A 4,346-nucleotide genomic window follows, 5' to 3' on the forward strand; every position below is an offset into this window, starting at 1 on the left:
CACGGCACTGAACTTGCCCACCACCGAAAAGACGATGGCCGTAGCGGCAGCCACACGGATGACAGCAGGGCTTGTTACCTTGGTGATAGACATGGCACCGGTCACCTCCGAATAGGTAGTTTCGGGAGGACCACCCAAGAACGCCGAGGCCAAGCAAGCCAAACCATCGCCCAACATGGTACGATGCAAGCCCGGTTCTTTCACAAAGTCCTTCTGCGCAACCTCACTTACGACGTAAACATCGCCGATATGCTCGAGCACGGGGGCTATCGCCACGGGTATCATATAAAGGAAAGGAGCCCATTCAAAATGCGTAATCGTCGTGAGCGAAACGGGGAATCGGAACCAAGCGGCGGCCGCTACACCCGAGAAATCGACCTTATCCATGAAGATGGCGGCCACATAACCCACACCCACACCCGTGATGATAGGCACCAACTTAAACAGTCCTTTACCGAAAGTCAGCACCAAGATGGCCGTCAGAAGCGCCAAGAAAGCCAGCGGCCAATCGGTTTTGGCCATGTTAACGGCGCTTCCCGACAGCGAAAGACCTATCAAAATGATGACCGGACCTATCACAACGGGCGGGAAAACCTTATCCAAGAACTTCTTACCTTGCCACTTCACGATGGCGCTCATCACAAAATAAACTACCGAAACGCCCGTAAGTCCGGCCAAAGCACCCGGCAATCCCCACTGCTTAGAGGCTTCGATGATGGGCGCAATGAACGCAAAAGAACTTCCAAGGAAGATAGGCACCTTGCCCTTGGTCACAAAATGGAAGATAAACGTGCCGAGACCGGCCGTAAACAAAGCCGTGGCGGGATCAATACCGATGAGCAACGGCACCAGCACCGTGGCGCCAAAAGCCACGAAAAGAAACTGAATGCCCACGATAGTCTTGCGGCTTGTAGAAAGATTTTCAGTCATTTGAATTATTTTAAAATTAAATATGCAGCGATTACGTTCATGTAAAGAGGACATCGAATGAAACCCATGCCCCTCTCTATGCTGACCTATAAGCGTACGTCGGAGCAGAGAAAACGATTAAAGGCCGAATTTATAACCCACCGTCAGTTGGCACACGCTCGTTCGGCTCTTGGGCTTTTCCTTACTCATTCCTCCGCCATCCCATCTTGAAGCGTACAGATAACCGATACCCGCATGGTACCGCAGGTCGACCACCAGCCCGTTCTTAAAGTCATAAGCAAGGCCTACGGGAACGCTGACATCCCACTTATGGACCTCATCAATGGCCAATTCCTGCCCTATCAAATATTTTTCCCTCTGTATTTTGCCCCAATCGGCACGAGGCTTAGCCACTACATTATAAGCAGGTTGCAAGCCAATCTTCAGTGCCAATCCCTTATACACATAATAGTTGAGCAGTATCGGCATAGTGATATAGTCCAACTGGGTACGCACATTCTTAACTTTACCCTGCTCAATGGGTGCTTGTCCGTCCGGCAAAATGATGTTATCAAGGTTTATATCCTTATATTTCACGCCCTGCTGACTATAGTAAACGCCCACAGAAAGGCCCAATCGTGCGTCAAACTGATACTGTGCTTCCACGCCAAGGGCCAAACCGGTCTTGCTGCTTGCCACATAAGTCTCATGAACAAGGTCTTCATGAAAACCTATCGAATGCATTAGTCCGTCATTCGGCGTGATTTCTAATACCTCCGTATGTACGTAAAACGACGGCCGATGGGTAGGATTGGAAATATTCAAGCCTACTTTAGGCGTTATCGACCAACTCTTAGGATTCTGTTGTGCCCAAGTAACAAGAGCGCAAGAAAATAACACCGATGCAATAAAAAGTTTTTTCATAAGGAATAGCTTTATTAAAATCTCTACAAAATTAGGGATTTTCAATCATATAATCAAGAAAAAAACACAGTTTTATCACAAAGCCGCTACATTGTCACATCAAAGCAGCGACCAACTCATTTGTCAACTTTTAATCACAAAAAAGCCCTCATCTCCACTGCCTCATCCGGCCGGCGAAAACCTCAAAATCAACCGACAAAACAACCTTCCATACCCCTTTACCGCCTCAAAACCAAGCTACCACCCTGCCAAAACAACCTTTTTACCCATTCAAATGACCACTCCCATCACCTCAAAAGCCCACTTTGCTCCCTTCAAAACATGGCTTATGGCTCTTCAAAACAGCCTTTTCGGCCCTTCAAAGCACCTCTTTATTTCATCCAAAAATCACAAACTTCTGATTAACAACAACTTACAAACACCGTCAGAATTTGAATATTTCCGCCCAAAGGCAAAACATTTTCAAATTCCGCAAGTATTTTTCGCCTTTTGTAAAACTAATTGACAGTCGATAACCATCAAAATTTAAGGAAAATAAAAGGCTGACCGAATCAGTTTTCCATACTTCTTCCGCTGCCTTATTATTTAAATTCAGGATAAACAAAAGCCTTTTCAAACCGCATTCAAACACACTTACAGCCCGATTTCTCTTAGAATTGGAAGTAAATAAACGGCTGAATGGCAGAGCTCTTTATTTGAATAACGATATAAATAACGGCTGTCAGCAGCAGCGCATAAACCGGCAAATTGCAATGGCGAAGCCCACCGATGAGCTTCTCTTGCCACGCATCGGGCAGGAAATGGGTAAGATAACCCAAGCCCATAAACAACAACACGTATTTATATCCACTCACAACTTGCGGCCACAACTCAAAGTGGAAGCTCGTGAATATTTGACGAAGCATGGTCCATCCGGCCTCAAACGAGGAATGACGGAAGAATATCCACGTGAAGCAAACAAAGTGGAAGGTGACAAGAACAGCCATCAGGCGCTTCAATCCCGTGGATTTGTAGTGTCGGTCATGGTGGAGTACCTCCTGACCGATGAACTTATGGACCGCCAAAGCCAAGCCGTGCATGCCTCCCCAAACTATAAAATTAAGGCTGGCGCCATGCCACAATCCTCCCAAAAGCATGGTTATCATAAGGTTAAGATACTGACGGAGCTTGCCCTTGCGGTTACCTCCGAGCGAAATATAAATGTAATCGCGTATCCAACTGGAAAGAGAAATATGCCAACGGCGCCAAAAGTCGGTGATACTTGTCGAACGATAAGGCGCGTTAAAGTTGATGGGGAAATGAAAACCCAGCAAAAGCGCAATGCCGATGGCCATGTCGCTATAGCCGCTAAAGTCGCAATAGATTTGCAAAGCGTAGCCATAGACGCCCAATAAGTTCTCTAATCCGCTGTAAAGTGTTGGGTTATCGAAGATACGATCGACGAAATTAAGGCTGATATAGTCGCTGATGACCGCCTTCTTAAACAGACCTATCATGATAAAATACACGCCTCGGGCAAACATGTCGCGCGTGATGATGACGGGCTTACGTATCTGTGGGGCGAAATCGGAGGCTCTTACGATAGGTCCGGCCACCAATTGGGGGAAGAAAGAAACGTAGAACGCGTAGTCCAAAAGGCCGGGTAAAGGCTTCAGCGAGCCACGATAAACGTCAATGGTGTAGCTCATGCTTTGGAAAGTAAAGAAACTTATGCCCACCGGAAGGAAGATGTCCCACGGTTGAAAGTTATGATTGATCATCTGACTTACCAGCCCCGCGAAGAAATTGGTGTACTTAAAATAGCCCAGCAATCCCAAATCAATCAGCAGACTCAAGGCTACCAGCCACTTGCGTTTCAGCTTGTTGCGGCGTGCGGCGCCCTCATCCGACGGCCGGACTGCCGACAAGGTGCCTATCTTACGGGCGATAAGAAAGTCGGTCAGCGTAACCACGGCCAGCAAAAAGAAATAGAATCCACTGCTCTTATAATAGAAATAATAAGAGAAAAGCGTCACAAAGAAAAGCCTCGGCTGCAACTTATGCCGTAAAAGCATGTAGAAAAAAGAGAATCCAAGGAAAAGAAAAAGAAACAGACCGCTTGAGAATATCAACGGCTCCTTAGGATTATAAGTCAGTAGATCGATGAGTCTCTGTATCATTGTTGTTCGAGTGCTTTGCGCCGTTTATAATTTTTCAGTCCGTCCAAGAACGAGGGAAACACTTTGCCGGCAACCCATTTGCCACCACCAAAGCTCAGATGGGTATAGTCCTTATTGGCCATGTTGCGATCGACGAGCCGCTTCATGCTACCCGATCCGCCCATGGCGTGATAGAAATTGAGAAACGCCACACGACAGTCGGCGGCCATCTGCTGTTGAAGGTTGACCAGATTTTTAACTTCCTTGAGCGTCGTAATGCCCTCGGCCGACCGTTGGTCTCTGTCAGGAACGCTCATAACAAGAATGCTGGCTTCAGGAAATGCGGCGTGAATATTGCGTATCGCTTTCTTCATT

Annotated in this window: 4 protein-coding genes and 1 pseudogene; 1 reads left to right on the top strand and 4 read right to left on the bottom strand. The window is 47.1% G+C overall.

Features of this window, described 5'->3' with window-relative positions; genetic code table 11:
• A partial coding sequence (locus VIR50_RS11010) for a uracil-xanthine permease family protein (protein ID WP_331935169.1) occupies positions 1–930 on the bottom strand: 930 nt, incomplete at its 3' end.
• 117 nt (positions 931–1,047) lie between these two features.
• Positions 1,048–1,833, bottom strand: coding sequence for a porin family protein (locus VIR50_RS11015; protein ID WP_331935170.1), 786 nt, complete (start codon positions 1,831–1,833; stop codon positions 1,048–1,050).
• Here VIR50_RS11015 and VIR50_RS11020 point away from each other — a divergent pair.
• A complete protein-coding gene (locus tag VIR50_RS11020) occupies positions 1,721–2,338 on the top strand; it encodes a hypothetical protein (protein WP_331935172.1) in 618 nt (205 codons plus the stop codon). The genes VIR50_RS11015 and VIR50_RS11020 overlap by 113 nt on opposite strands.
• 145 nt (positions 2,339–2,483) lie before the next feature.
• Here VIR50_RS11020 and VIR50_RS11025 read toward each other — a convergent pair whose 3' ends face one another.
• Together VIR50_RS11025 and VIR50_RS11030 are read right to left on the bottom strand one after the other, a co-directional pair.
• Positions 2,484–3,992, bottom strand: coding sequence for an MBOAT family O-acyltransferase (locus tag VIR50_RS11025; RefSeq protein ID WP_331935171.1), 1,509 nt, complete (start codon positions 3,990–3,992; stop codon positions 2,484–2,486).
• Positions 3,989–4,346: pseudogene (locus VIR50_RS11030) on the bottom strand (hypothetical protein); the annotation flags it as partial. The gene VIR50_RS11025 and the pseudogene VIR50_RS11030, both read right to left, overlap by 4 nt.

The organism is Prevotella sp. (assembly GCF_036570325.1).
Classification (GTDB): domain Bacteria; phylum Bacteroidota; class Bacteroidia; order Bacteroidales; family Bacteroidaceae; genus Prevotella.

Coding starts and splice junctions, on each gene's coding strand:
- VIR50_RS11025 (WP_331935171.1), bottom strand. CDS start 3,992: ATGATACAGAGACTCATCGATCTACTGACTTATAATCCTAAGGAGCCG.
- VIR50_RS11015 (WP_331935170.1), bottom strand. CDS start 1,833: ATGAAAAAACTTTTTATTGCATCGGTGTTATTTTCTTGCGCTCTTGTT.